At 70.6% G+C, this 23,800-nt stretch carries 21 protein-coding genes and 1 pseudogene; 10 read left to right on the plus strand and 12 right to left on the minus strand.

Annotated features, from left to right (window positions below; genetic code table 11):
• The 3 genes and pseudogenes from ACWDR4_RS33070 to ACWDR4_RS33080 all read left to right on the plus strand — a co-directional run.
• Positions 1-106: pseudogene (locus ACWDR4_RS33070) on the plus strand (HisA/HisF-related TIM barrel protein); the annotation flags it as partial.
• A 138-nt stretch (positions 107-244) separates the two neighbouring features.
• Positions 245-1,489 (plus strand): Ig-like domain-containing protein, encoded by a 1,245-nt coding sequence (locus tag ACWDR4_RS33075; RefSeq protein ID WP_450413806.1) that lies wholly within the window; start codon positions 245-247, stop codon positions 1,487-1,489.
• 190 nt (positions 1,490-1,679) lie between these two features.
• Positions 1,680-2,426, plus strand: coding sequence for a DUF6227 family protein (locus tag ACWDR4_RS33080; protein ID WP_450413807.1), 747 nt, complete (start codon positions 1,680-1,682; stop codon positions 2,424-2,426).
• A gap of 135 nt (positions 2,427-2,561) precedes the next feature.
• On the opposite strand, the gene ACWDR4_RS33085 is transcribed toward ACWDR4_RS33080, so the two are convergent.
• From ACWDR4_RS33085 to ACWDR4_RS33105, 5 genes are all read right to left on the minus strand, one after another.
• Entirely contained in the window at positions 2,562-4,595 is a 2,034-nt protein-coding gene (locus tag ACWDR4_RS33085; protein WP_450413808.1) for a PTS fructose transporter subunit IIABC, read from the minus strand.
• Positions 4,592-5,062, minus strand: a complete 471-nt coding sequence (locus ACWDR4_RS33090) for a hypothetical protein (protein WP_450413809.1) — start codon at positions 5,060-5,062, stop codon at positions 4,592-4,594. Before ACWDR4_RS33090 ends, ACWDR4_RS33085 begins: the two co-directional genes overlap by 4 nt.
• Positions 5,059-6,006 (minus strand): 1-phosphofructokinase, encoded by a 948-nt coding sequence (gene pfkB / locus ACWDR4_RS33095; protein ID WP_450413810.1) that lies wholly within the window; start codon positions 6,004-6,006, stop codon positions 5,059-5,061. Before pfkB ends, ACWDR4_RS33090 begins: the two co-directional genes overlap by 4 nt.
• Entirely contained in the window at positions 6,003-6,764 is a 762-nt protein-coding gene (locus tag ACWDR4_RS33100) for a DeoR/GlpR family DNA-binding transcription regulator (protein WP_450413811.1), read from the minus strand. Before ACWDR4_RS33100 ends, pfkB begins: the two co-directional genes overlap by 4 nt.
• 213 nt (positions 6,765-6,977) lie before the next feature.
• Positions 6,978-8,486 carry an MFS transporter gene (locus tag ACWDR4_RS33105; RefSeq protein WP_450413812.1) on the minus strand — a complete coding sequence of 503 codons (1,509 nt, stop codon included), beginning with the start codon at positions 8,484-8,486 and terminating at the stop codon, positions 6,978-6,980.
• Positions 8,487-8,548: 62 nt separating this feature from the next.
• Between ACWDR4_RS33105 and ACWDR4_RS33110 the strand changes: the two genes are divergently transcribed.
• Positions 8,549-9,517: a helix-turn-helix transcriptional regulator gene (locus tag ACWDR4_RS33110; RefSeq protein ID WP_450413813.1), complete on the plus strand. Its 969-nt coding sequence runs from the start codon at positions 8,549-8,551 to the stop codon at positions 9,515-9,517.
• Positions 9,518-9,541: 24 nt separating this feature from the next.
• On the opposite strand, the gene ACWDR4_RS33115 is transcribed toward ACWDR4_RS33110, so the two are convergent.
• Both ACWDR4_RS33115 and ACWDR4_RS33120 read right to left on the minus strand, forming a co-directional pair.
• Positions 9,542-10,123 (minus strand): TetR/AcrR family transcriptional regulator, encoded by a 582-nt coding sequence (locus ACWDR4_RS33115; RefSeq protein WP_450413923.1) that lies wholly within the window; start codon positions 10,121-10,123, stop codon positions 9,542-9,544.
• A gap of 542 nt (positions 10,124-10,665) precedes the next feature.
• On the minus strand, positions 10,666-11,667 hold the full coding sequence (locus ACWDR4_RS33120) for a sigma-70 family RNA polymerase sigma factor (protein ID WP_450413814.1): 1,002 nt from the start codon (positions 11,665-11,667) through the stop codon (positions 10,666-10,668).
• A gap of 189 nt (positions 11,668-11,856) precedes the next feature.
• Between ACWDR4_RS33120 and ACWDR4_RS33125 the strand changes: the two genes are divergently transcribed.
• Positions 11,857-12,375 carry an N-acetyltransferase family protein gene (locus ACWDR4_RS33125; RefSeq protein ID WP_450413815.1) on the plus strand — a complete coding sequence of 173 codons (519 nt, stop codon included), beginning with the start codon at positions 11,857-11,859 and terminating at the stop codon, positions 12,373-12,375.
• Positions 12,376-12,491: 116 nt separating this feature from the next.
• On the opposite strand, the gene ACWDR4_RS33130 is transcribed toward ACWDR4_RS33125, so the two are convergent.
• On the minus strand, positions 12,492-13,283 hold the full coding sequence (locus ACWDR4_RS33130; RefSeq protein WP_450413816.1) for a dioxygenase family protein: 792 nt from the start codon (positions 13,281-13,283) through the stop codon (positions 12,492-12,494).
• A gap of 133 nt (positions 13,284-13,416) precedes the next feature.
• On the opposite strand from ACWDR4_RS33130, the gene ACWDR4_RS33135 reads away from it, so the two are divergent.
• Positions 13,417-13,926, plus strand: a complete 510-nt coding sequence (locus ACWDR4_RS33135) for a MarR family winged helix-turn-helix transcriptional regulator (RefSeq protein WP_450413817.1) — start codon at positions 13,417-13,419, stop codon at positions 13,924-13,926.
• A 102-nt stretch (positions 13,927-14,028) separates the two neighbouring features.
• On the opposite strand, the gene ACWDR4_RS33140 is transcribed toward ACWDR4_RS33135, so the two are convergent.
• Both ACWDR4_RS33140 and ACWDR4_RS33145 read right to left on the minus strand, forming a co-directional pair.
• Entirely contained in the window at positions 14,029-15,561 is a 1,533-nt protein-coding gene (locus ACWDR4_RS33140; protein ID WP_450413818.1) for an MFS transporter, read from the minus strand.
• 106 nt (positions 15,562-15,667) lie between these two features.
• Complete coding sequence (locus ACWDR4_RS33145) at positions 15,668-16,309, minus strand: TetR/AcrR family transcriptional regulator (RefSeq protein ID WP_450413819.1); 642 nt, start codon at positions 16,307-16,309, stop codon at positions 15,668-15,670.
• A 284-nt stretch (positions 16,310-16,593) separates the two neighbouring features.
• Between ACWDR4_RS33145 and ACWDR4_RS33150 the strand changes: the two genes are divergently transcribed.
• The gene (locus ACWDR4_RS33150) at positions 16,594-17,895 is read left to right on the plus strand and encodes a M6 family metalloprotease domain-containing protein (protein WP_450413820.1); all 1,302 of its coding nucleotides are present in this window, start codon (positions 16,594-16,596) and stop codon (positions 17,893-17,895) included.
• A 129-nt stretch (positions 17,896-18,024) separates the two neighbouring features.
• Positions 18,025-19,662, plus strand: a complete 1,638-nt coding sequence (locus ACWDR4_RS33155) for an IclR family transcriptional regulator domain-containing protein (RefSeq protein WP_450413822.1) — start codon at positions 18,025-18,027, stop codon at positions 19,660-19,662.
• 177 nt (positions 19,663-19,839) lie between these two features.
• On the opposite strand, the gene ACWDR4_RS33160 is transcribed toward ACWDR4_RS33155, so the two are convergent.
• Entirely contained in the window at positions 19,840-20,637 is a 798-nt protein-coding gene (locus ACWDR4_RS33160) for an IclR family transcriptional regulator (RefSeq protein WP_450413824.1), read from the minus strand.
• Positions 20,638-20,732: 95 nt separating this feature from the next.
• Here ACWDR4_RS33160 and ACWDR4_RS33165 point away from each other — a divergent pair, with 95 nt between their 5' ends.
• Both ACWDR4_RS33165 and ACWDR4_RS33170 read left to right on the plus strand, forming a co-directional pair.
• Positions 20,733-22,070: a gluconate:H+ symporter gene (locus ACWDR4_RS33165; protein WP_450413825.1), complete on the plus strand. Its 1,338-nt coding sequence runs from the start codon at positions 20,733-20,735 to the stop codon at positions 22,068-22,070.
• A gap of 34 nt (positions 22,071-22,104) precedes the next feature.
• Positions 22,105-23,445 (plus strand): enolase C-terminal domain-like protein, encoded by a 1,341-nt coding sequence (locus ACWDR4_RS33170; RefSeq protein WP_450413827.1) that lies wholly within the window; start codon positions 22,105-22,107, stop codon positions 23,443-23,445.
• 9 nt (positions 23,446-23,454) lie between these two features.
• Here the strand turns inward: ACWDR4_RS33170 and ACWDR4_RS33175 are convergent, their stop codons facing one another.
• Positions 23,455-23,793 carry a cupin domain-containing protein gene (locus ACWDR4_RS33175; protein WP_450413829.1) on the minus strand — a complete coding sequence of 113 codons (339 nt, stop codon included), beginning with the start codon at positions 23,791-23,793 and terminating at the stop codon, positions 23,455-23,457.
• Positions 23,794-23,800: the final 7 nt, after the last annotated feature.

Below are 23,800 nucleotides of genomic sequence, written 5' to 3' on the forward strand. Positions count from 1 at the left end.
CGACGCGGGCGACCCCGTCGAGATGGCCAAGGTGTACGACGCCGAGGGCGCCGACGAACTGACGTTCCTGGACATCACCGCCTCGTCGGGCACCTGCCCAACAACAGAAACTCCCCCAGGAGATGGCGATTGTCGCGGTTCTGTCACGTCATGGCTGTGAAGGTGGGCGGCTGGAACCCGGGCCCTCGGTGTCCCCCTCTTTCCTCACGTAAGTGGAGCGGATCACACAAACCTGGAGCAGCCCGTGACAACGCCGGACACGACAGCTCGGCGCGCGCTGGGGGCCTGTGCCGTCCTGATGGTCGGTGCCCTGTCCCTCACCGCGTGCGCCGGCGGCGGTAGCAGTAGCGGTAGTAGTGGCGATGACGGCAAGGGCGGGGGCGGTAAGGGCGGTAGTGGCACCGTCACCACCTCGGCCGCTCGGATCGCCATCTCCGCCAAGGACGGGTCGGCGGGGGCGTCGATCAACACGACCGGGGTGAAGGTCAGCGGTGGCACGCTGACCGACGTGAAGATGACCGTCGCGGGGACGGGGGCCGCCGTGGCGGGGGCGATAGCCGCGGACGGGCGGAGCTGGCTGCCGGCCGAGCAGTTGGAGCGGGGGACGCGGTACCGAATATCGGCGACCGCGAAGGACGCCGACGGGCGGGCCGGGACCGCCGACTCGACCTTCACCACGGTCACCAAGGCGAACAGCTTCATCGGGACGTACACGCCGGACAACGGGACGACGGTCGGGGTGGGGATGCCGGTGTCGTTCACGTTCGACAAGGCGATCAGCGACCAGGCGGCCGTGCGGTCGCACATCACGGTGACGTCGAGCAGCGGGCAGCAGGTCGTCGGGCACTGGTTCGGGGCGCAGCGGCTCGACTTCCGGCCCGAGGAGTACTGGAAGGCCGGTTCCAAGGTCACGATGAAGATCGACCTGGACGGGGTCAAGGGCGCTAACGGCGTGGTAGGGGTGCAGAAGAAGACGGTGAGTTTCACGATCGGGCGCTCGCAGGTGTCCACGGTCGATGTCAACACGCAGACCATGACGGTCGTACGGGACGGGCAGACCCTCAAGAGCATCCCGATCTCGGCCGGCAGCCCGGAGTTCACCACGTACAACGGGCAGATGGTGATCTCCGAGAAGCTGAAGGAGACGCGGATGGACAGCCGTACGGTCGATCTGGCCAACGCGTACGACATCCCGGATGTGCCGCACGCGATGCGGTTGACGACGTCCGGGACGTTCATCCATGGCAACTACTGGTACAAGAAGGCCAATCCGCCGTTCGGGCGGACGGGTACCAGCCATGGGTGTGTGGGGCTGCAGGACGTGCAGGGGGCCAACGGGGCCACGCCCGCGAAGTGGTTCTTCGACAACTCGATGATCGGGGACGTCGTCATCGTGAAGAACTCCGCCGACAAGCAGGTCGCGCCGGACAACGGTCTCAATGGCTGGAATCTGCCGTGGAGCGAGTGGACGGCGGGGGCCGCTTCCTGACGGCGGCTGAAGTACCGTCTGATCAGGGCGTGTTGACGGATCATTGACGGTTTTCGGGGCCGTGCGGGAACTTTTCGTGCGGCCCGGGCGTCTCTCAGGCATATGTTTTCTCGGTTCCCGGACATGATGTCCGACCGAGGGGCTACGGTATGCACCCACAAGGTGACATGCAGCAACGCCGGGAGAAGCCTTGAGCGTTCCGTACGAGACGGCAGCGTACGAACCACCCGAGTCGCCCGAGTCTCCGGAGGAGCATCTCGCGCGACTCCTCGGTCGTGCGCTGAACTCCTTCGAGCTGCCCGACGAGGCGATACGGCGGCTCGACTGCGCGCTGGCGCACGACAGTTCGCTGCACTCGGCGCACCACAGCGCGGGACTGCACCGCGAGACGTACCGTCATACCTGGCTGCTCGCCGACGGTTCGGCGCTCACCCTCTGGGAGCTGGTGCACAACACGGCGCCGGGGGCGGGTCCGCAGCACGAGGTGTATGTCGACGAGGAGGAGCTGCGGGCCGCCACGGCCCGGCTCCCGCTGCCCGCCGACGGCCCGGATTTCGAGCTGCCGGTGACGGTGCAGCTCACGCCGGTCGTCCATCCCCGGCATGTGTACGTACCCGACGACTCGGCGGACCACGCGCGCCGTTTACTGCGCCGCGCGGAGAACACGGACCGGCCGGGGACGGAGACGGCCGAGTTGCTGCGTACGGCGTTCGCGCACCAGATCACGCAGGCGTTCGGGCGGCCGTGCCGGGCGGGGCGGGCCGGGATCGGCTTCTCGCTCTACGAGCACGCCTTCCTGCTGCCGGGCGGTGAGGAGATCTCCCTGTGGGAGGTCGAGCACACGGCCACGCCCGACGGGCGGCACATGTGCGAGGTGTATCCGACGGAGGACGGGGCGCGGGACGCGATGGAGCGGCGGGCGGCTCGGGCGTCGTAGCCCCGGCACACATTTCTTTCCTACCCGATGGCACAGACGCCATGGTCCCGGACAGGGAGTTCCTGTCCGGGACCATGGCGTTTCCGGTGCTCGCGGGCTCGCCTGCCGCCCGCTCGCCGCACTGCTTACGTCTGCTTACGCCGCCACCGGCTCCTTCTTTGCCGGTGTCGCCGCCGTGCCCTCGGGCGACTCGGCGGCCGTGGCGCCCGGAGTCTGCTTGCGCATGCTCTTGAGGACGATGACCAGGGCCGTCGTGACGCAGGTGCCTGCCGCGATGGCGATCAGGTAGAGGAACGGGCTGCCGATCAGCGGGACCACGAAGATGCCGCCGTGCGGGGCGCGGAGCGTCGCGCCGAAGGCCATCGACAGGGCGCCGGTGACCGCGCCGCCCGCCATGGAGGCCGGGATGACGCGCAGTGGGTCGGCCGCCGCGAACGGGATGGCGCCCTCGGAGATGAAGGAGGCGCCCAGGACCCAGGCGGCCTTGCCGTTCTCCTGCTCGGCCGGGGTGAAGAGCTTCTTGCGGACGACGGTGGCCAGCGCCATGCCCAGCGGCGGGACCATGCCGGCGGCCATCACCGCGGCCATGACCTTCATCGCGGCGTCGCTCGGGTCCTGGACGGCGATTCCGGCGGTGGCGAAGGCGTACGCGACCTTGTTGACCGGGCCGCCGAGGTCGAAGCACATCATCAGGCCGAGCAGTACGCCGAGCAGGATGGCGTTGGTGCCGGAGAGGCCGGCCAGCCAGTCCGTCATGCCCTTCTGGGCCTCGGCGATGGGCTTGCCGACGACGACGAACATCAGGAAGCCGACGATCAGCGAGGAGATCAGCGGGATCACCACGACGGGCATGATGCCGCGCAGCACCGGTGGGATCTTGATCTTCTGGATCGAGAGGACGATGCCACCGGCGAGCAGACCGGCGACCAGGCCGCCGAGGAAGCCGGCCGCGATGTTCGAGGCGATCATGCCGCCGACGAAGCCGGGGACGAGGCCTGGGCGGTCGGCCATGCCGTAGGCGATGTAGCCGGCCAGGACCGGGATCAGGAAGCCGAAGGCGACGCCGCCGATCTGGAACAGCAGGGCGCCCCAGCTGTCGACCTGGGTCCAGGAGAAGTGCTCCATGACCGAGGGCGCCTTGTTGATCTCCCAGCCGCCGATCGCGAAGCCGAGGGCGAGCAGCAGACCGCCCGCGGCGACGAACGGGACCATGTAACTCACGCCGGTCATCAGCCACTTGCGAAGCTTGGTGCCGTAGTTGTCGCCGGACTCGCCGGCGCGCTCGACGGGCGTACCGCCGGTGGCGGGTGCGCTGCTCTCGCCGCGCTCGGCCTTGCCGCGTACGTCGGCGATGAGCTGGGCGGGCTTGTTGATGCCGGCCTTCACGCCGACGTCGACGGTGGGCTTCCCGGCGAAGCGTTCCTTCTCCCGTACGGGTACGTCGTGGGCGAAGATCACGCCGTCCGCGTCGGCGATGACCGCCGGGTCGAGCCGGGTGAACCCGGCCGATCCCTGCGGCTCGACGACGAGTTCGACACCGGCCTCGCGGCCCGCGTTCTCCAGCGCCTCGGCGGCCATGTACGTGTGGGCGATACCGGTCGGACAGGAGGTGACGGCGACGATCCGGAACGGACGCGCGCCCCCGTCACCGTCGTCACTGCCCGCGGCGGCTTCGGCGGAGGCCGCCGCCGAAGCCGCCGCGGAGTCGTCGGCGACGGTGGCCGGGGCCTCGTCGCCGCGGATCAGCGCGGCGGCGCTCTCCGCGTCGTCCACCGCCCGCAGCGCCGCCGTGAACTCGTCGTTCATCAGCTGGCGGGCGAGCGACGACAGGATCGTCAGATGGGCGTCGTCGGCGCCGGCCGGGGCCGCGATCAGGAAGATCAGGTCGGCGGGGCCGTCGGCCGCGCCGAAGTCGATCCCGGCGGCGCTGCGCCCGAAGGCGAGCGTCGGCTCGGTCACGTGTTCGCTGCGGCAGTGCGGGATGCCGATGCCGCCGTCGAGGCCGGTCGGCATCTGTGCCTCACGGGCGGCCACGTCAGCGAGGAAACCGTCGAGGTCGGTCACCCTCCCCTTCGCCACCATGCGCTCGGCGAGGGCACGGGCCGCCGCATCCTTGGTCTGGGCGGACAGGTCGAGATCGACCAGGTCCGCGGTGATCATCTCGCTCATCGCGGGCTCCTTTGCACGCGTATCGCCCGGGGCGTGGGGTGGGCGGGGCTGGGGACGGGGGTGGTGCGGGTACGGGTACTGCGGTGGGGGCTCTTGGGGGTGGCTGCGGCGGGGCCGGGGGAACCCCGCCGCGTCAGGGCCGGTTCAGGGGGACGGACGTACCGGGTGACGGCCGTCAGGAGACGGGTACCCCCGGTACGACGGTCCACGGACACCTCGCCCGTCACCGCCACGGCGGACGGGTCGGGGTAGGCGGGGGTCGGCATCGGGCTGCCGGGCAACTGCACGGCGGCGGCGTGTGCGACGGCGGAGGGCCGGGTCAGGGCCGGTGCAGAGGGACGGGCGTACCGGGTAGCGGCCGTCATAGGCGTCGGCATCGCGCTGCCGGGCAGCTGGACCGCGTCGTTCGCGACGGCTGACGGCCGTGGCGGAGTCGGTCCAAGGCGGGCACTCAGGCAGGCGCTCATGACACCGGCTCCCTCAGCGCCCGGTCCACCGGCACCTCGCCCGTCACCGTCACCGCCGACAGGTCGAGGTCGGCCGGTGTCGGCATCACGCTGCCGGGCAACTGCACGGCAGCGGCGCCATGCGCGACGGCCGAGGCGAGGGCCTCGGGGCCGCTGCCGCCGGCGATCAGGAAGCCGGCGAGTGAGGAGTCGCCGGCGCCGACGTTGCTGCGTACGGTGTCGACGCGGGCGCTGGCGAACCAGGTGCCCGAGCCGTTGACGAGGAGTTGGCCGTCGGCGCCGAGGCTGGCCAGGACCGCGCCCGCGCCCAGTCCGCGCAGTTCCTCCGCCGCCTTCACCGCGTCGCCGATCGTGGCCAGGGGGCGGCCGACCGCCTCGGCCAGTTCCTCGGCGTTCGGCTTGACGACGTCGGGGCGTTCGCGCAGGGCTGCGAGGAGGGCCGGGCCCGAGGTGTCCAGGGCGATCCGGGCGCCTGCGGCATGCGTACGGGCGACGATGTCGGCGTACCAGGAAGGGGCGAGGCCCCTCGGCAGGCTGCCGCAGCAGGCTATCCAGTCGGCGTCGGCCGACTGCCTGCGCACGGTCTCCAGGAGCAACTCCTGCTCTGCGGCGGAGAGTTCGGGGCCCGGTGCGTTGATCTTCGTCAGGACGCCGTCGGATTCGGCGAGGGCGATGTTCGAGCGGGTCGCCCCCGCGATGGGTACCGGCGCGACCTCTATGCCCTGGGCGTCGAGGAGGTCGGCGACGAGCGCGCCGGGTGCGCCGCCCAGCGGTAGCACGGCCACCGTGCGCTGTCCGGCGGCAGCCACCGCCCGCGAGACGTTGACGCCCTTGCCGCCCGGGTCCATGCGTTCGCCGGTGGCGCGGATGACCTCGCCGCGGTCGAGCGACGGGACCTCGTACGTACGGTCGAGGGACGGGTTGGGAGTGACGGTGAGGATCATGCGCGCACCACTTCCGTGCCGCCGCGCTCGATGGCGGTGGCGTCCTCGGGGTCCAGTCCGCTGTCGGTGATCAGCAGGTCCACGTCACCCAGGTTCCCGAAGCGGGCGAAGTGCTCCTCGCCATGCTTCGTCGAGTCGGCGAGCAGCACCACTCGGCGGGCGGCTTCCACGGCGGCCCGCTTCACGGCGGCCTCGGCGAGGTCGGGCGTGGTCAGCCCGTGCCCGGCGGAGAACCCGTTGGCGGCCACGAACAGGACGTCGGCGCGGATCTCGCCGTACGCCCGCAGCGCCCAGGCGTCGACGGCGGCGCGCGTACGGTGCCGGACGCGTCCTCCGACGAGGTGCAGCTGGATGCCGGGATGGTCGGCGAGGCGGGCCGCGATCGGGAGGCTGTGGGTGACGACGGTGAGCGTCGCCTCCAGCGGAATGGCGGCGGCGAGGCGTGCGACCGTCGAGCCGGCGTCGAGGATCAGGGTGCCCTCGGTGGGCAGCTCGGCGAGGGCGGCCTTGGCGATGCGGTCCTTCTCGTCGGCGTAGGTCGACTCGCGCTCGGTGAGGTCCGGCTCGAAGTCGAGGCGACCGGCCGGTATGGCGCCGCCGTGCACACGCCGTACGAGGCCCGCGCGGTCCAGCGCCTTCAGGTCCCGGCGGATCGTCTCCGCGGTGACCTGGAACTGCTCGGCGAGAGACAGCACGTCCACCCGCCCGCCGTCACGGGCGAGCCGCAGGATCTCCTGCTGCCGCTCCGGTGCGTACATGTCCGTTCGCCTCCGACTCATGCCCGAACTTGTTGTTTCGGCTGGTTTCATTCGGAGGCTACGCCCGGATTTCCGGAAAGTAAACAGGCTCGGACACGAGATGGACACAATCGGGCTTCCGTTCCATGTCCGCTCCAAAGCGGCGGGCCCGCCGCCCCGGATTCCTCCGTGGCGACGGGCCCCACTCCACCGTCCTCGCTCAGCCTTCCTCGCTCAGCCGACGAGGACCTTGTCCCGGTCGCCCTCGGCCACCTCGTCCGGCTCGGTCACCGCAGCGGCCCGCCCCGGCAGCGCGAACATCACCAGGAAGATCACGCCCATCAGCGCGGCGACCCACCCCAGCGCGTTCTGGAAGCCGTCCACGAACGCAGGACCCACCTCGCTCGGCGCGAGCCGGTCCCCCATCGCGCCGAAGAACACCACCGACACCAGCCCGAGCCCCAGCGCGTTGCCCATCTGCTGCACGGTGTTGATCAGCCCGGACGCCGACCCGGCGTGCTCCCTGGGCACCTCCGACAGCACCGCGTCCGTCAGCGGGGCGACGATCAGACCCATGCCTACGCCCATCACCACCAGCGGGAGCGCCATCTGCCAGGGGGCGATCGTCAGGCCGTACCGGCCGGACTCCCAGATGTAGAGCAGCACCCCGAGGCCCATCACCAGGGCGCCCGCCTGGAGCACCTTGCGGCCGAAGCGCGGGGTCAGTTTCTGGACGGACATCCCGGCCGCCACCGACACCGCGATCGAGAAGGGCACGCCTGTCAGCCCGGCCCGCAGGGCGCTCCAGCCGAGCCCGATCTGCATGTACAGCGTCCAGACCAGGAAGAAGACGCCCAGGCCGACCCCGAAGACGGTCTGTACGGCGATGCCCGCGGCGAAGCTCTTCACCCTGAACAGGGACAGCTCTACCAGCGGCGAACCGTCGATCCGGGTCTTGCGCTTCTCGTACGCCACCAGCGCGCCGAAGACGCCGAGCGCGCCCGCCATCGACAGGTACCCCCACAGCGGCCAGCCCAGCTCACGCCCGCGCGTCAGCGGGTAGAGCAGCATCAGCAGACCCAGGGTCACCAGGGCGACGCCGACCATGTCCAGCTTGAGGGCACGCGGGGCCTTGGACTCGGTGATGTACCGGCGGCCCAGGATCAGTCCCGCGATGCCGACCGGCAGGTTGATCAGGAAGATGGGCCGCCACTCCAGGCCGAACAGGTTCCACTCCGTCAGCAGCGCGCCCAGCAGCGGGCCGGACACCGCGCCCAGGCCCACGATCGCGCCGAAGAGCCCGAACACCTTGCCGCGTTCGTGCGCCGGGAAGGTCGCGTGGACGATCGACAGGACCTGCGGCACCATCATCGCCGCCATGGCGCCCTGGAGGATGCGGGAGGCGACCAGCATCTCGGGGTTCGCGGCGAAGCCGCACAGCGCGGAGGCGAGGGTGAAGCCGCCGATGCCGACGAGGAAGAGCCGCTTGCGGCCGTGGATGTCGCCGAGCCGTCCGCCGGTGACGAGTCCGGCGGCGAAGGCGAGCGCGTAACCGGCCGTTATCCACTGGATCTGGCTGAAGGAGGCGCCGGCCTCGCGCTGGATCGACGGGATCGCGATGTTGACGATCGTGACGTCGACGAGGTCCATGAAGGCCGCGGTCATCACGATGGCGAGGGCGAACCAGCGCCGCCGGTCGGGCACGGCGGCTGGTGCTTCGGTACGTGTCTCGGTGGAGGTCATGACCGCACGCTAGGACCCCATTAGGTCAGATCGTGTCCTAGTGGTACGGCATCCTCGTACCCATGACGACGGACACCCCGGCCCGGCTCCTTCAGCTTCTCTCGCTCCTCCAGACGCCCCGCGAGTGGCCCGGCGGCGAGCTGGCCGACCGGCTCGGGGTGTCCCGGCGCACCGTGCGGCGGGACATCGACCGGCTGCGGGAACTCGGCTATCCCGTGCAGGCGAGCAAGGGTTCCGACGGCGGGTACCGGCTGGTCGCGGGCAAGGCGCTGCCGCCGCTGGTGCTCGACGACGAGGAGGCGGTGGCCATCGCGGTCGGGCTGCGGGCGGGCGCCGGGCACGCGGTCGAGGGGCTGGACGAGGCGTCCGTACGGGCGCTGGCCAAGCTGGAGCAGGTCCTGCCGTCCCGGCTGCGCCGGCGCGTGTCCACCCTCCAGGCCGCGACCACTCCGCTGACCAGCGGAGACGGTGCGGTCATCGCCCCCGAGACGCTGACCGTGATGGCCTCGGCGGTGGCCGGGCAGGAGCGGCTGCGGTTCGCCTACCGCGCCAAGGACGGCACTCCGACGAAGCGGCTGACCGAGCCGTACCGGCTGGTGTCGACCGGCCGCCGCTGGTATCTCGTCGCCTACGACCTCGACCGCGCCGACTGGCGCACCTTCCGCGTCGACCGGGTCGCCGACCCCTTCGCGACGGGCGCCCGCTTCACCCCGCGCGAGCTGCCGACGGGCGACGCGGCGGAGTATCTGCGCCAGTCGATCCACGTACGGCGGGAGGAGTACACGTTCGAGGCGACGTTCGCCGCACCGGCCGCGTATGTCGCCGCCCACGTCCCGGCCTGGCTCGGCACCCCCGAGCCCCTTGACGAGCACAGCTGCCGCATCCACTCCTCGACCGGCGACGCGGTGGAGTGGCTGGCGGTACGACTCGCGTCGGTCGACTGCGCATTCACCGTCCAGGAACCGCCCGAACTGATCGAGCGCATACGGGAGTTGGGGGAACGCCTGACCCGAGCGGCAACGGGAAGCTGACCGACGGCCTCCCAGAACCCGCGCTCAGAAGTCGGCGCCGCCCCACGGAAAGTCCCGCAGTGTCCCCAGGTTGCGTACCGCCAGTGCTGCCGGGCCGGTCGGGCCGTCCGCCGGGGTGTCTCCGGACGCCCAGGTCTCGAAGGCGACGCGTACGGCGGCGCTGGCGACGGCGGCCGTGAAGCGGGCCTCGGGGGAGTCGGCCGGGCCCGCGCCCCGGGAGGCCAGCGCCTCGGCGAGCGCGCGTTCCGACGTGCGGCACCGCTCCGCCCACACCCGCAGCAGGGCGGGGCTCTCCTCGGCCAGCCGGAGCAGGGTGCGGGCCCAGTCCAGGGCGCCCGGCGGCACCCCGGCGCCGGGGGTCAGCACATGCCGTGCCGCGTGTTCCAGGGCCTGCGGCACGGACAGCGCGGCCGGCGCCTCGCGCACCGTGTCCGCCCAGTGCTCCATGCCCGCGCCGAACAGGGGGCCGACGGCCTCCTCCTTGGTGGCGAAGTAGCGGTAGAACGTGCGCGGCGCGACCCCGGCCGCCTGGGCGATGTCCTCGGCGCGGGTGGCCCGCAGCCCGTCGGTCACGAAGAGCTTCGCCGCCACCCGGGCGATCTCCATCCGCGTCGCGTACTTGCGCCGTTCGGTGAGCGAACCGGAGAAGCCGGAGGAACCGGAGATTTCGGGGTGGGACACGGACGCCAGGTTATGCCGCTGTGGCACAATCTGCCATCCGGCGGGCCACCCCGGGGTTCAGGTACGGGGTGCCCCGCCCTTAGGGCCGGAAGCAGAAGTGAGCCGGGCTCCGGTACCTGGGGGGGGTTAGGTACCGAAGCCCGGCTTGGGAAGGTTCCGACGCGGGGGGGGTTGCGTCGGAACCTGGCTCAGGGGGGGCCGAGGCGTTGCCGCCCGGACCCGGAAGTCCTGGGCCCTGAGGTCTTGTGCCCCGGACCCGTTGGTTTGAAGCAGCGTGACACCGCTATCTTTGCGCGGCCCCCCGCCACCCCGCGCACGCGACCCCCAACAGTCGTACGCCGAGGGCGCGCGCTACACCCAAGTGCGCCCCCTACGGCGCGCCCCGACAGGGGCGCGGGGAACTGCGCGACCAGCCCCCACCGGCCCGCGGCCAACGAACCACGTACCCGGCGGAGCTACACGCGGAGCTAGGCCGCCGCGTCGAACCCGGTGTCCCGGGCCAACTTCTTCAGCTCAAGCAACGCATGCTTCTCGATCTGCCGAATCCGCTCACGGGTGAGCCCGTGCTCCTTGCCGACCTCCGTCAGCGTCCGCTCCCGGCCGTCGACGATGCCGTACCGCATCTTGATGATGGACGCCGTGCGCTGGTCGAGGCGGCCGATCAGGTCGTCCAGTTCCTCGCTGCGCAGCAGGGTCATCACGGACTGCTCCGGCGACACCGCCGACGTGTCCTCCAGGAGGTCGCCGAACTGCGTCTCGCCCTCGTCGTCCACCGGCATGTTCAGCGAGACCGGGTCGCGGGCCCAGTCCAGGACGTCGATCACGCGCTCCGGGGTGGAGTCCAGTTCGGCGGCGATCTCCGTCGGCTCCGGGTCCCGCCCGTTCTTGCGGTTGAACTCGCGCTGCACGCGGCGGATCCGGCCCAGCTCCTCGACCAGGTGGACGGGGAGGCGGATCGTGCGCGACTGGTCGGCTATGGAGCGGGTGATGGCCTGACGGATCCACCAGGTGGCGTACGTCGAGAACTTGAAGCCCTTGCGGTAGTCGAACTTCTCGACCGCGCGCACCAGGCCGGCGTTGCCCTCCTGGATCAGGTCGAGAAGGGGCAGGCCGCTGCGGGGGTAGCGGCGCGCCACGGCGACGACCAGCCGGAGGTTGGAGCGGATGAAGACGTCCTTGGCCCGCTCGGCCTCGGCGACCAGCGCCTCCAGCTCCTCGACGGTGGCGTCCGCCTTGGCCTCTGTCTCGCCGTCGAGGATCTGGCGTGCGAACACACCGGCCTCGATGGTCTGGGACAGCTCGACCTCCCTCGCGGCGTCGAGCAACGGGGTTCGCGCTATCTCGTCCAAGTACATGCCGACCAGGTCGCGGTCGGCGATCTCGCCGCCATGGGCGCGAACACTGCGTGCGCCGCCGACGGATCCGCCGGTGGCGGACGACGTACGACGGGCGACGGCACGGGTTGCCATGCGTGCTCCCTTGCGATGGTGGGTCAGCGGGTGGTCCTGGATGTTGCTGTTTGTCTGTGAACGCTCAGCACACTCCTCGTGTGCCCGGCATCCGAAGGAAACAACGACTGGAATCAGGACAGAATTCCCACCGCGCCCTCCTATTTTTCTGATCTTGCAGTACCCTGTGCCGCTCGCAAAGGAGGCGTGATGCCGTCGGAACATGCAGAGGTGCAGGTCAGGCCGGGGGTGGAGGCTGATCTCGAAGCTCTCACGGACCTCTACAACCACTACGTGCGCGAGACACCCACCACTTTCGACATCAGGGTCTTCACTCCGGAGGAGCGCCGCCCTTGGCTGCTCTCCTACCCTGAAGACGGCCCGCACCGCCTGATGGTTGCCACAGAGGTGGACTCACAGCGGATTCTGGGGTACGCCACATCCGGCGCCTTCCGCGCGAAGCCGGCGTACGGCACCACCGTGGAGGTCACCGTCTATCTCGCCCCGGACGCGGGCGGGCGCGGAATCGGCACCCTGCTCTACAAGGCCCTCTTCGCCGCCCTGGCCGGCGAGGACGTGCACCGCGCGCTGGCGGGCATCGTGCCGCCGAACGAGGCGTCCGTGCGGCTGCACGAACGCTTCGGGTTCCGGTACGTCGGCACGTACCGCGAGGTGGGTCGCAAGTTCGGCCGGTACTGGGACGTGGCCTGGTACGAGAAGGAACTCTGAGCACGAGAATGTGGACAAGGGCGGGAAGGAACTCCGGGTCCGTCGGCACGCCCTCCCCGTCGCCCTTCCGGCCCCCGGGCGCCTGCCCGAAGGGGCCGAGATACCGGCCGGCGGGGTCAGCCGAACTGCACCGACCGCTTGGCCATGCCCAGCCAGAAGCCGTCGATGACCGACTTCTGGGAGTCCAGCTCGCCGGCCACGTCGGCGGCGCCCATCGTCACGAAGAGCGGGGCGAAGTGCTCGGTGCGCGGGTGGGCGTACTTGCCGGCGGGAGCCTTGTTCAGGAAGTCCAGCAGGCCGTCGACGTCCCGTGCCTCCAGCGCCCGGCGGCCCCAGTCGTCGAACTCGCTCGACCAGGTCGGCACGCCGGGGCCCGTGTGGCGCAGGGCGGCCAGGTTGTGGGTGAAGAAGCCGGAGCCGACGATCAGCACGCCCTCGTCACGGAGCGGGGCGAGTTTGCGCCCGATGTCCATCAGTTTCACCGGGTCGAGGGTCGGCATCGAGATCTGGAGGACAGGAATGTCCGCCTCGGGGAACATCTCCACCAGCGGGACGTACGCGCCGTGGTCGAGACCGCGGTCCGGGACGTCCTGGACGGGGATGCCGGGGGCGCGCAGCAGCTTCCGTACGGACTCGGCGAGTTCGGGGGCGCCCGGGGCGGCGTACTCGACCTGGTAGTAGTGCTCCGGGAAGCCCCAGAAGTCGTAGACGAGGGGGATCGTTTCGATGGCGCCGATGGCGAGCGGGGCCTCTTCCCAGTGGGCGGAGACCATCAGGATCGCTCTGGGGCGGGGCAGGTCGGCCGACCAGGCGGCGAGCTGGCCGGGCCAGACGGGGTCGTCCGCCAGCGGAGGCGCGCCGTGACTGAGGTAGAGCGCGGGCATGCGCTCCTGGGTGGCGGCGGACATGACTGCTGCTCCCTTCGGTTACCCGAGACAGGCTCTCCTTCAAGTCTGCATCTTGAAGTCTCAAGCTTCTCGCATACTGAACATACATCGTTTTGGTTTAAAATTCAAGGACGGGGAACGTAGAGTGGAGTACATGAACACGGCATCTACATCCGACGAGGAGCCCCGCTGGCTCACCGACGAGGAGCAGCGCACCTGGCGCGCCTACATGCACGCCGTCACCCTTCTCGAGGACCATCTCGACCGCCAGCTCCAGCGTGACGCCGGCATGCCGCACGTCTACTACGGCCTGCTGGTCAAACTGGCAGAGCAGGCGGACGGACGGCTGCGCATGACCGAACTGGCGATGAAGGCAAAGATCACCCGCTCCCGCCTCTCGCACGCCATCGCCCGGCTGGAGAAGAACGGCTGGGTACGCCGCGAGGACTGCCCCTCGGACAAGCGCGGCCAGTTCGCCGTCCTGACCGACCAGGGCCGGGAGGTGCTCCGGCGCACCGCGCCCGGTCATGTGACCGCCGTACGGCAGGCGCTGTTCGACCGGATCAGCGACGAGCAGCGCAAGACGCTCCACGACGTCATGGAGATCGTCTCCCAGGGCCTTCAGCCGAAGGACGCGGGCGCGGATCTGCCCTGGCTCCGCTGAGCGGAACCAGGGCAGATCCTGGAGTCGTACGTCACGAGGCGTCCCCACCCCGCGTGACGTACGGAGTGGCCCGAAGGGGTGTCACGGGGACGGCCGCCGGGGTCAGTGGGCGACCACCGGGACCTTCAGCTCCTCCTCCGCGCCCTCACCGCTGACCGAACTCATGTCCGGGCGGCCGGCGTTGATGAAGGTGAAGGCGATACCGGCGGCAGCGACCAGGATGCCGACGGCGAACCAGATGGCGCTGGTGTAGCCCTCGACCATGCCCTCCAGCTGGACCAGCTGCTGCTGGGAGCGGGAGGTCGCAGAACCGATGTGGTCGGCGATGTACGACGTCGTGGCCGAGGCGGCGATGGTGTTCAGCAGGGCCGTACCGATCGCGCCGCCCACCTGCTGCGAGGTGTTGACCATCGCGGAGGCGACACCGGAGTCACGCGGCTCGACGCCCAGCGTGGCCAGGGACATGGCCGGCATGAACGCCGTACCCATGCCGAGGCCGAGCAGGAGCATGGCCGGCAGGAGCAGGGCCGGGTACGAGGAGCCGATCTCCATCTGGGTCAGGAACAGCATGCCGAGCGCGGCGACCAGGAAGCCGGGGCCCATCAGCAGGCGCGGGGCGACCCGGGTCATCAGTCGGGCACCGATCTGCGTGGAGCCCGCGATCATGCCCACGATCATCGGCAGGAAGGCGAAGCCGGTCTTGACCGGCGAGTAGCCCTTCACGATCTGCAGGTAGTAGGTCAGGAAGAGGAACAGGCCGAACATCGCGATGATCGCGAGGCCGAGCGAGAGGTAGACACCGCCGCGGTTGCGCTCGGTGATGACGCGCAGGGGCAGCAGCGGGGCCTTGACCCTGGCCTCGACGAACACGAAGGCCGCCAGGAGCACCGCCGAGGCGACGAACATGCCGATCGTCAGGGAGTCGCTCCAGCCCTCGGACTCGGCGCGCGTGAAGCCGTAGACGAGGGAGACCAGACCGAGGGTGGACAGGACGACACCCGGGACGTCGAGCGGCGAGCGGTTGCGGCTGCCGGACGGCTCACGGATGACGAAGTACGCGCCGAGGGCGGCGACGATCGCGAACGGGATGTTCACGAAGAAGGTCCAGCGCCAGTCGAGGTACTCGGTGAGGAAGCCGCCGAGGATCAGACCGACGGCGCCACCGCCACCGGCGATCGCACCGTAGATGCCGAACGCCTTGGCGCGCTCCTTGGCGTCGGTGAACATCACCGCGAGCAGGGAGAGCGCGGCGGGCGCGAGCAGTGCGCCGAAGGCACCCTGGAGGGCGCGGGAGCCGAGGAGCATCGCCTCGTTCGTCGCGGCGCCGCCCAGGGCGGAGGCCGCGGCGAAGCCGATCAGACCGGTGACGAAGGTGTTCTTGCGGCCCCAGATGTCGGCGATCCGGCCGCCGAAGAGCAGCAGTCCGCCGAAGGCGAGGGCGTAGGCCGTGATGACCCACTGCCGGTTGCCGTCCGAGATCCCCAGGTCCTGCTGGGCGGAGGGCAGGGCGATGTTCACGATGGTCGCGTCGAGCACGACCATCAGCTGGGCGAGCGCTATGAAGGTCAGCGCCTTCCAGCGGTTGGCGTCGGGTGCCGGCGCCTTGGCGGCGACAGCCTGGGATATTTCAGACATGGAGGTACCCACTTCGGGACTTCGGGACGGAAAAGGGCGTGAAAGGGGACGGAGAGAGAAGAGCGGAGGGAAGACAGAGAGGAGAGACAGAAGGGTCAGGTCGCCGTCAGGGTTGGCGCAGGTCCTCCATCGTCGCGGCCGTGCCGGGCAGTTCGGAGGGGGCCGGAGCCCGGAGACCGTCCAGGAACAGCTGCAGGTGTCGGTGCACGAAGCGGTCGATGCTCATGCATCCCGTGCCCGCCGGAGGACGGCTGAGCTGGGACACGACGACCATCACATCGCCGACACCCACGTCGGTGCGGAGCTGACCGGCCGCCTTCGCCCGGTCCATGATGTCCTCGGTGAGCTGTTCGACCCGCTCTCGCGCGGCCTCCAGGTCGGGGTGACGCTTGTCGAACGTGCTGGCCATCATCGGGCAGAGCGCGCCGATCCGTTCGTCGGCAGTGACGTGGACGAAGCGCTCCAGCGCCGCGAAGGCGTCGCCCGACTCCGCGAGCGCGCGCTCGGCCGCCTCGGACGTGCGGTCCATGACCGAGCAGACGACCTCCCGGGCGAGGGCCTCCCGGTCCGGGAAGTTGCGGTACACCGTGGCGTTGCCGACGCCGGCCCGGCGGGCGATCTCGTCGATCGGCACCTCGGCGCCGAACTCGACGAACATCTCGCGGGCGGCGGTGACGATCCGCTCCCGGTTGCGCAGGGCGTCGGCGCGGGGCCGGGTCACCTTCTGCTGCGGGATCGCGGTCTGCACGGCGTACTCCTTCGGCGAGTTCGAGATCTGTGGCTTGAGATCAGTGGTTTGAGATGCGATCCGGGGAGACGGTCCCCGTTTCGCTCGGACACATGGCTAAACGGGGAAACGATCCCCGGTTATTTCCCGCATCCGAAGAGAATTGATGTGACCTGGGTCACATCCTCTCGGTCGGTGACCCACGATCGGTCTCCTCCAGCGCGCGCTCGCGCCGACCTCGACACAGGGTGATCAAAAGGGTGCAGTCCGACACCGGCGGCTGCCGTGGCGCGAAGGGTCCGTGCATGCAGCAGCCGACCAGCCGTCGTCGGATACGCCCGCCGGGCACCCCGCGCCCCCGCCGGGTGGCCGCCCTGGTGTCCGTGGCCGCGCTGACCCTCGCGGTCAGCACCTCGGCCGGGACCGGACAGTTCACCAGGGGTTCCACGACGGCCGCGGGCTCGGTCCCGCTGGCCCGCTCCTCCCAGCTCAGCCCCTGTGTGATCAGGGGCGGTCTCGGCGTCCAGATGTCCGAGGGAGTGCCCACCCCGGCCGGCTACTCCCGGTCCACCGGCACGGTCCGCGCGCTGAACCTGATGGTCGACTTCTCCGACGCCCCCGGCCAGGGCAGCGCCCTCGACCGGCTCGCGGAGTTCTTCCCGCAGACCCGGGACTGGTTCACCACCAGCTCCTACGGCCGCCTCGACTACCGCCCCGAGGCCCCCATCGACACCTGGCTGCGGATGCCCCGCACCTTCCGCTCGTACGGCATACAGCGCGGCGCCCCCTTCGACCCCGGCTACCGCAGGCTGGTCCAGGACATCGTGGCCGCGGCCGATCCGACGGTCGACTTCCGCTCGTACGACCTGCTGAACGTGCTGGTCACCCCGAACGCGGGCCCCTCCGCCCTGGACACCGTCCTGTCCGTCACCTTCGCCGGCAACCGGGAGGCGCCGGTCGCGGACGGGGTGCCCGTCGCCAACGCGTCCTTCGTCTACTCCCGGCAGGACGACGGCTCGGGGTCGTACGACACCACGGGCTACCGCGTCCTGCCGCACGAGAACGGCCATGTGTTCGGGCTGCCCGATCTGTACACGCAGCACGGCGGGGGCGCGGTCGGCCACTGGGACATCATGAGCGAGGACTGGGGGGCCAACAACGACCTGCTCGGCTGGCACAAGTGGAAGCTCGGCTGGCTGGACCCCACGCAGGTCGGCTGCGCGGTGGCGGCCGGGACGAGCGAGTACACGCTCACCCCGCTGGCCCGTCCCGGCGGCGGGAAACTCGTCTTCGTACCCGTGAACTCCCGTACGGGGTACGCCGTCGAGCTGCGGACGCGCGAGGGCAACGACGAGACGGTGTGCCGGCCGGGCGTGCTGATCTACAAGGTCGACGCGAACGTCGACACCGGCCGCGGCCCGGTCACGGTGTACGATTCCCGCCGGGACAGCGGCGGCTGCACCCGCAGCCCGAACGTCCACGCGGAACTCTCCGACGCGCCCTTCGCCCCCGGCGAGTCCTTCACGGACCCGGGCCGGGGCATCCGCATCACGGTGGCGAGCGCGGACCTCGACGGGAACTACCGGGTGGCGATCACCCGGCGGTGAGGGTCTTCCGGCGGCGAGGGTCCTCCGGTGGTGAGAGTCCCTCCAGCGGCGAGGGTCTTCCGGTGATCGTGGGTGCGGTGGGTGTCGGGCGCTCGATCAGCGGTTCCGTACGGGCATTACGGTGAGCCCATGATTGACCCCGTCCCCCTTCCCTCCCCCGCTCCCGCTCCTGTGCCCACCGAGGCCGTCGCCCCGCTGATGCGCGGGATCGCCGTGCTGCGGCAACTGACGGAGGCGGGCGGGACGCTGAGCCTGAGCGGGCTGGAGCGGGCGACCGGGCTGGCCCGTTCGACGGTGGACCGGATCACGGCGACGCTCGCGCGCATGGGGTACGTCCGTCTCGACGGCCGGGACGCGGTTCTCACCCCTCGGCTGATGGAACTCGGCAACGCCTATCTGGCCGCCCTCCGGCTGCCCGCCCTGCTCGACGCGCACGCGGACGCCCTCGCCGACGAGCTGGACGAGTCGGTGTCCCTCGCGGTCGGCGACCGGGACGGCATCCGCTTCATCCACCAGGCGACCCGTCGCCGCGCGATGTCCCTCAGCTTCCGCATCGGCGACCTCCTCCCCGCCGAACGCACCGCCCCCGGCCCGCTGTTCGCCACCGAGTGGACGCCGGCCGACTGGCACCGCTGGCACGAACGCCGGGCGGCGGACCCGGGGGACGTCGCCTTCCCTGCCGTGCCTCCGCGCACCGACGACTCGGGCGCCGACTTCGAGGCGTACGTCGAACGGGCCCGCGCCGACGGCTGGGCACTGGACGACCAGCTGATCGAACCGGGTCTGGTCGCGGTCTCCGTACCCGTACGGGACCCCCGTACGGGCCGGGTGGCCTGTGTCGCGAGCGTGGTGAGCCACACGAGCCGCCGCACGGCGACCGACCTGCGCAAGACGCTGCTGCCGCGACTGCGGTCGACGGTGGCCAAGATGGAGGCCGCGTTGGAGGCCGAACTGCGGGAGGGTCCCGCCACCCGGCCACCGGCGCCCCCCTCGGACCTGGCGGCCTGGACCGGGTCCTCGAAGCAGGAACTGGGCCGGGAGTTCATCGAGTCCCTGGCCAGGGGCCTGACCGTCCTGACCGCCTTCGGCGAGTCCCGCGCCGAGCTGACCCTGACCGAGGTCGCGCGGGCGACGGGCCTCGCGAGGGCGACCGCCCGCCGGGCGCTGATCACCTACGAGCACCTGGGGTACGTCGAGTCGCAAGGCCGGACCTTCACCCTCACCCCCAGGGTCCTGTCCCTGGGCTTCCCGCCCCTCTCCCGCACGTCCCTGCCCGAGATCGCCGCCCCGCACCTGGCCGAACTCGCGGGCCGCGTACAGGAGTCGGCGTCACTGGCGGTCCTGACGACGACGGACTCGGGGGCGGAGATCCAGTACACGGCACGGGTGGCGACGCGACGCATCATGAGCGCCAACATCACGGTCGGGACGCGCCTCCCGGCACACCCCACCTCGATGGGCCGAGTCCTGCTGGCCGACGCAGACGCATCGGACGAAGCCGTCACGGGGGTGGTGCTGGCGGAGGTGCGGGAGCAGGGGTACGCCCTGGTCAACGAGGAACTGGAGGAGGGCCTGCGATCGATCGCGGTCCCAGTGCGGGACCGTACGGGACGGGTGGTCGCAGCGGTGAGCGTGGAGATGCACACGACCCGACGCACGGCGGAGCAGTGCGTGGACGAAATCCTGCCGGAACTACACGGGACGGCATCCCGGATCGAGGGTGAGCTGAGGACAGCGGGGCGATTCACGAGGGTGCCACTGGCGTAGCTGTGCGGGTTCTGCCGTACGGGATCCGCCGACGCGGGCTGGGTCGGGCGCGCACAGCACCCCGACCGGCACGGGCGGGATCGGGTGCGCGTAGCGACCCGACAGGGGCGCGGGGAACTGCGCGACAAGCCCCCACCGGGCGCGCGGGCGAACGACCCGCGCAAGCCCGCAGAGTCCTCAACGCCAGTCAGGGGCCCCCGAAGCAGCCGGCGACTGCGCCTCGATCTTCGCCCGGACCTCCCGCATGACGGCGACGATACGAACCTCGTGCGCGGGCGTAAGCCGCGCCACCGGCACCGAGCAACTGATCGCATCGGTCGCCGGCACGTCGTACCGCAGGGCGAACCCGAACCCCGCGATACCGGTCACCGTCTCCTCCCGGTCCACGGAGTACCCCCGCTCACGCACCCCCGCCAGATCCGCGTGCAGCGCGGCACGGCTGGTGTGCGTATTGGGCGTAAGCGCAGCCAACTCCCCTTCAGCAAGCGGGAGTTCGGCGTCCGAACGCTCCGCGAGCAGCGCCTTGCCCAACGCCCCCGCGTGGGCCGGAACACGGCGCCCGACGCGGCTGATCGTGCGCAGGTACTCGTGGGACTCGCGGGTGGCGAGATAGACGACGTCGGGGCCTTCGAGCCGGGCCAGATGGACCGTCTCGCCGAGCGCGTCCGACGCCTCGTCGAGGTAGGGACGGACCGCGCGGACACGCCGGTCGCCGTCGAGATAGCCGGTGCCGGTGAGCAGGGCGCGGATGCCGATGCCGTAGAGGGAGCCGGTGGCGTCGGAGCGGACCCAGCCGCAGTCGACAAGGGTCTGGAGCAGCTGGTACATGCTGCTGCGCGGCACGCCCAGGCCCTCGGCGAGTTCGTCCAGCCGCGAGGGCTGTTCGCCCCGGGCGGCGAGAAGTTCCAGCAGCGCGACGGTCCGGGCCGCCGACTTCACACTGCGGACACCTCTCTCACCTCTCTTCTCCGGCATGGACTCATCGTGTCACTTCCATTGACCCTCGTCCGTTCACCCACCTAGCCTCCATCTCCATACGTAGACATCATCTACATAGAGGGATGGGATACATGCCTCTCCTCGTGGTCGGCATCAGCGTTCTGATCCTGCTGCTCCTCATGACCAGGCTGAGACTCAACGGCTTCGCCGCGCTGCTCCTCGTCGCGGTCGGGGTCGCACTGGTCCGGGGTATCCCGGTGGCGACCATCCCGGACGTCCTCGCCGACGGCATCGGCGGGCAGATCGGCGACACCATGCTCACCATCGGCCTCGGCGCGATGGTCGGCCGGGTGATGGGCGACTCGGGCGCCGCCCAGCGGATCGCCGGGAAGCTCCTCGACGCGGGCGGACCGCGCGGGGTCCAGGTGGCGATGGTGGTCACGTCCATGCTCATCGGCGTGACCATGTTCTACGAGGTCGCCTTCATCATCATCGTGCCGATCGCGTTCACCCTGGTCAGGGTCACCGGCGCGAAACTGCTCTGGGTCGGCCTGCCGATGTCGATCACCCTCTCCACGATGCACAGCTTCCTGCCCCCGCACCCCGGCCCCACCGCCGTCGCCGCCACCTTCCACGCCTCCGTCGGACTGACCCTGTTCTACGGCCTGTTCATCGCCGTCCCGGCGGGCGCGCTCATCGCACTGGTGTGGCCGCGCCTCCCGTTCGTCAGGGCGATGGACCCCGCCATCCCCAAGGGCCTGGTCAGCGAGCGCGAGTTCACCGACGAGGAGATGCCCGGCCTGGGCTGGTCGCTGTCGGTGGCCCTGTTCCCGGTGGTCCTGATAGCGGGGGCGGCGGTGACCGACCTGGCCACCTCCGCCGAGAGCCCGTTCCTGAACTTCGTCGCGTTCATCGGCTCGGCCCCGATCGCGCTGCTGCTCACCCTGTGTCTGGCGGTGTGGGCGTTCGGTCCGCGCATCGGGCGGAGCCTGGAGGAGGTCGGCGCGTCCTGCACGTCGGCGGCGCAGGCGATGGCGATGATCCTGCTGGTGATCGGCGCGGGCGGTGCCTTCAAGAACGTCCTGGTGGAGGGCGGTATCTCCGACTACATCAAGGACGCCACCGACACCTGGTCCATCTCCCCGATCGTCCTCGCCTGGCTCATCGCCGTCATCCTGCGCGTGGCGCTCGGCTCGGCGACGGTCGCCGTCGTCACGGCCTCCGGCGTGGTGCTGCCGCTCCTCGCGGGCAGCGGCGTCCACCCGGAGATCATGGTCCTCGCCGTCGCCTGCGGCTCGATCGCCTGCTCACACGTCAACGACCCCGGCTTCTGGCTGTTCAAGGAGTACTTCAACCTCTCCGTCGTCGAGGCGATCAAGGTCCGTACGAGCTACACGACCGTGCTGGCAGTACTGGGCCTGGGCGGCGTCCTGGCGGCGGAGTGGGCCCTGGACATCCTCGACATCTGACCGACTGCCTCTGCCCCCGCGCCTAAGGATTTCGATGAGTACGAGTACGAGTCAGCCGACCGTCACCGCCTTCGCCGTCTACCCCGTCGCCGGCCGCGACAGCATGGAGCTGAACCTCTCCGGCGCCCACGGCCCCTACTTCACCCGCAACATCGTGATCCTCACCGACTCCGAGGGCCGTACGGGACTCGGCGAGGTCCCGGGCGGCGAGAAGATCACGCGGACCCTGCGCGACGCCGAGTCCCTGGTCGTCGGTGCGAAGGTGGGCGACTACAAGCGCGTCCTGCGGGAGATCGGCGCCCGGTTCGCCGACCGCGACTCGGGCGGACGCGGCGCCCAGACCTTCGACCTGCGGACCACCGTGCACGCGGTGACGGCCGTCGAGTCCGCCCTGCTCGACCTCCTGGGCCAGCATCTGGACGTACCGGTCGCGGCCCTTCTCGGCGACGGCCAACAGCGCGACTCCGTACGGGTGTTGGGCTACCTCTTCTACGTCGGCGACCCGGACCGGACGGACCTGGAGTACGTCCGTGAGCCGGACTCGGACGTCGACTGGTACCGCGTACGGCACGAGGAGGCCCTGACCCCGGAGGCGATCGTCCGCCAGGCCGAGGCCACCCACGCCCGCTACGGCTTCCGGGACTTCAAGCTCAAGGGCGGGGTCCTGGAGGGCTCGGACGAGGTCAAGGCCGTACAGGCGCTGAAGGACCGCTTCCCGGAGGCCCGGATCACCCTCGACCCGAACGGCGCGTGGTCGCTGCGCGAGGCGATCGAGCTGTGCGCGCCCCTGAACGGCACGCTGGCCTACGCCGAGGACCCCTGCGGCGCGGAGGACGGCTACTCGGGGCGCGAGATCCTGGCCGAGTTCCGCCGGGCGACGGGTCTGCCGACCGCGACCAACATGATCGCGACGGACTGGCGGCAGCTCACCCACGCCCTGGCCCTCCAGTCGGTCTCCATCCCGCTGGCCGACCCGCACTTCTGGACCATGCAGGGCTCGGTGCGCGTGGCCCAGCTGTGCAACGCGATGGGTCTGACCTGGGGCTGCCACTCCAACAACCACTTCGACATCTCCCTGGCCATGGTGACCCACTGCGGGGCGGCGGCCCCGGGCGAGTACAACGCCCTCGACACCCACTGGATCTGGCAGGAGGGCCTGGAACGCCTGACGGTCGCTCCGCCCCGCATCGTCGACGGCGAGATCGCGGTACCGGACGCGCCGGGACTGGGGGTCCAGGTCGACATGGAACGGGTGCACGCGGCGCACGAGCTGTACCGGGAGCGGGCGTTGGGGGCGCGGGACGACGCGATCGGGATGCGGTATCTGGTGCCGGGGTGGGAGTTCGACGGGAAGCGGCCTTGTCTGGTGCGGTAGGCGCACGCTCTACGGCCGGTAGCGGATCTCCAGCATCACGCAGCCGCCGGTTGTCCGGTACGGGCCGTGTTCCATGCCGGGGGGCCGGGCCGCGAAGTCTCCGGCGCGGAAGGTCCGGTCCAGGGTCAGGTCGTGCAGGTCGCCTTCGAGCAGATACACCTCCTCGACCCACTCGTGCCGGATCACACCGGAGGGCGAGGTGTCGAGGCCGGGCTCCCAGCGCACCAGCCGGGTCAGCACCTCCGGATCGGCGTCGTCCCTGCTCAGAATCCTCTCGGCGGTCCCGGCCTGCGGCCCGGCCCGCCACGGCATGGCGTCCGGTGAGAAGAATTCCCGCTCGTCCTTCATGACAGCT

It is taken from the genome of Streptomyces sp. NPDC000878 (assembly GCF_053599695.1).

Bases quoted from the DNA above. Each gene is read 5' to 3' on its own strand.
- ACWDR4_RS33175 (WP_450413829.1), bottom strand. From the start codon at position 23,793: ATGAAGGACGAGCGGGAATTCTTCTCACCGGACGCCATGCCGTGGCGG.
- ACWDR4_RS33125 (WP_450413815.1), top strand. From the start codon at position 11,857: ATGCCGTCGGAACATGCAGAGGTGCAGGTCAGGCCGGGGGTGGAGGCT.
- ACWDR4_RS33120 (WP_450413814.1), bottom strand. From the start codon at position 11,667: ATGGCAACCCGTGCCGTCGCCCGTCGTACGTCGTCCGCCACCGGCGGA.
- ACWDR4_RS33105 (WP_450413812.1), bottom strand. From the start codon at position 8,486: ATGACCTCCACCGAGACACGTACCGAAGCACCAGCCGCCGTGCCCGAC.
- ACWDR4_RS33110 (WP_450413813.1), top strand. From the start codon at position 8,549: ATGACGACGGACACCCCGGCCCGGCTCCTTCAGCTTCTCTCGCTCCTC.
- ACWDR4_RS33115 (WP_450413923.1), bottom strand. From the start codon at position 10,123: ATGGAGATCGCCCGGGTGGCGGCGAAGCTCTTCGTGACCGACGGGCTG.
- ACWDR4_RS33130 (WP_450413816.1), bottom strand. From the start codon at position 13,283: ATGTCCGCCGCCACCCAGGAGCGCATGCCCGCGCTCTACCTCAGTCAC.
- pfkB (WP_450413810.1), bottom strand. From the start codon at position 6,006: ATGATCCTCACCGTCACTCCCAACCCGTCCCTCGACCGTACGTACGAG.
- ACWDR4_RS33100 (WP_450413811.1), bottom strand. From the start codon at position 6,764: ATGTACGCACCGGAGCGGCAGCAGGAGATCCTGCGGCTCGCCCGTGAC.
- ACWDR4_RS33140 (WP_450413818.1), bottom strand. From the start codon at position 15,561: ATGTCTGAAATATCCCAGGCTGTCGCCGCCAAGGCGCCGGCACCCGAC.
- ACWDR4_RS33160 (WP_450413824.1), bottom strand. From the start codon at position 20,637: ATGCCGGAGAAGAGAGGTGAGAGAGGTGTCCGCAGTGTGAAGTCGGCG.
- ACWDR4_RS33085 (WP_450413808.1), bottom strand. From the start codon at position 4,595: ATGAGCGAGATGATCACCGCGGACCTGGTCGATCTCGACCTGTCCGCC.
- ACWDR4_RS33150 (WP_450413820.1), top strand. From the start codon at position 16,594: ATGCAGCAGCCGACCAGCCGTCGTCGGATACGCCCGCCGGGCACCCCG.
- ACWDR4_RS33135 (WP_450413817.1), top strand. From the start codon at position 13,417: ATGAACACGGCATCTACATCCGACGAGGAGCCCCGCTGGCTCACCGAC.
- ACWDR4_RS33170 (WP_450413827.1), top strand. From the start codon at position 22,105: ATGAGTACGAGTACGAGTCAGCCGACCGTCACCGCCTTCGCCGTCTAC.
- ACWDR4_RS33165 (WP_450413825.1), top strand. From the start codon at position 20,733: ATGCCTCTCCTCGTGGTCGGCATCAGCGTTCTGATCCTGCTGCTCCTC.
- ACWDR4_RS33155 (WP_450413822.1), top strand. From the start codon at position 18,025: ATGATTGACCCCGTCCCCCTTCCCTCCCCCGCTCCCGCTCCTGTGCCC.
- ACWDR4_RS33090 (WP_450413809.1), bottom strand. From the start codon at position 5,062: ATGAGCGCCTGCCTGAGTGCCCGCCTTGGACCGACTCCGCCACGGCCG.